We start from the raw sequence: 1,472 nt of genomic DNA on the forward strand, positions 1-1,472 counted from the left end.
AACTCCCAAGATTGCACCTGCTCTTGCATTAAGAAACAACACATTGTTTCTTTTCAAATGGTTTTTACCTATACGCTCATTCCTCTTGTGACGTACAAATAAATGATTCTTTTGGTTCTAAATCAAAGGGGTTGAAATGAGAAAAACTTCCTGCCTTCGGTGTTCTCACTCAAGTTGTAAAAAACAATTATCATTATAAATAAATGTCTTATTTAATTTAATACACGCTGGATCAACAGGCGTTAAACAGCTATCTTAGTAGTTTTTCTTCAAGAATACCTTTCGTTATACAGCCGACATGCCCTACCCTTACATATTGAAGCACCAGCATTCTCATGCACAAAAATACAATGCAAGTGCAAAAAAAGGTAATATTTCAAATACTTAAAAAATCCTATCTTTACACTTTTATAAGGACAAAAAATAAAGCATGTTAGCAAACATAATTATGCAAACTTCTACTTTTTATCTTTTATATCGTCAACCAGTAAACGCGGACCACGAGCAAGCCAAAGTTTAACCATGAGCCCCCTCATTGTTTTCATTTTGTAGAGCAGGAAGACAAATCATTTGTTCTAGAACTAAGTCTTGCACTTTTGAGTTATTGTTCTATTTGTGAATCTAGAAATCCGAAAAGGTATATGAACGTGGTAGAAATGTGAAGACTCAACTTCATAGCGAACAAAATCCACAATCAACAAACACCCATGAGGACGCGAAATACCTGCAACCTCATGAAAAGTCACCTCGGGACTCTCAAGAAAATGTAAAACTCAATGAAGAATGACCAAATCAAAAGTTGTATTTCCAACAAATAAATGCAAAACATCACTATCAAAGACAACTTCAACTGCATGCTATAAAGACCTGAAAACAATTTTAATACAGAGCCTGTATCAGTACCAATATCCAGTAGTGTATTAAAGGTTTTTATTGCCAATGATTTCCCGTAAAGCGCTTTTCCACAGCATGATCATAGGAAAACCACAACGCATCCTACTGCGCCACATTTTGTAAAAAATGCTTCTTTCCTCTTTTTAGGCGCTGTTTTTTACATCCATAAAACGTGCAAAATCGTGTATTAGAATCAAATCACGCTCTAGAAAAACTGTAAAGAATAGCCACCAAATATCTTTACCAAAACAATCATGACAACGCAAAATAAATGCCTCCACCCTTCTGATAACACTCAATCAATTGTGCTTTAGTATAATAAAACGTAAATACCGTAATACATGCAGTTGCGACTGGCAAAAAATAAATGTAAAGTTTGATACGTTTAAATCTCCGTGGTACAAAAAGTGCAGGAATACGCAAACGACTTAATTCTGCCATCGCTTTTAGCAACATAATCATCGTATCCAAACTTGCACTTTTTTTATAAATAATCCTGTAAAAATTTATTTATAGGAATAGAAAGTCAAGCAGAAGACGCATACTTGCATCTATTTTGTTACTGCCTATTTTATGAT

The 1,472-nt window shown here is 34.3% G+C and carries 1 protein-coding gene; it reads right to left on the reverse strand.

The window, feature by feature from the left end; translation table 11 throughout:
• Positions 1–1,146: 1,146 nt before the first annotated feature.
• Positions 1,147–1,365: a hypothetical protein gene (locus ACFIK8_RS09140; protein ID WP_338131593.1), complete on the reverse strand. Its 219-nt coding sequence runs from the start codon at positions 1,363–1,365 to the stop codon at positions 1,147–1,149.
• Positions 1,366–1,472 lie beyond the last annotated feature (107 nt).

The sequence above is a fragment of the Bartonella sp. MR168JLCBS genome (assembly GCF_042194175.1).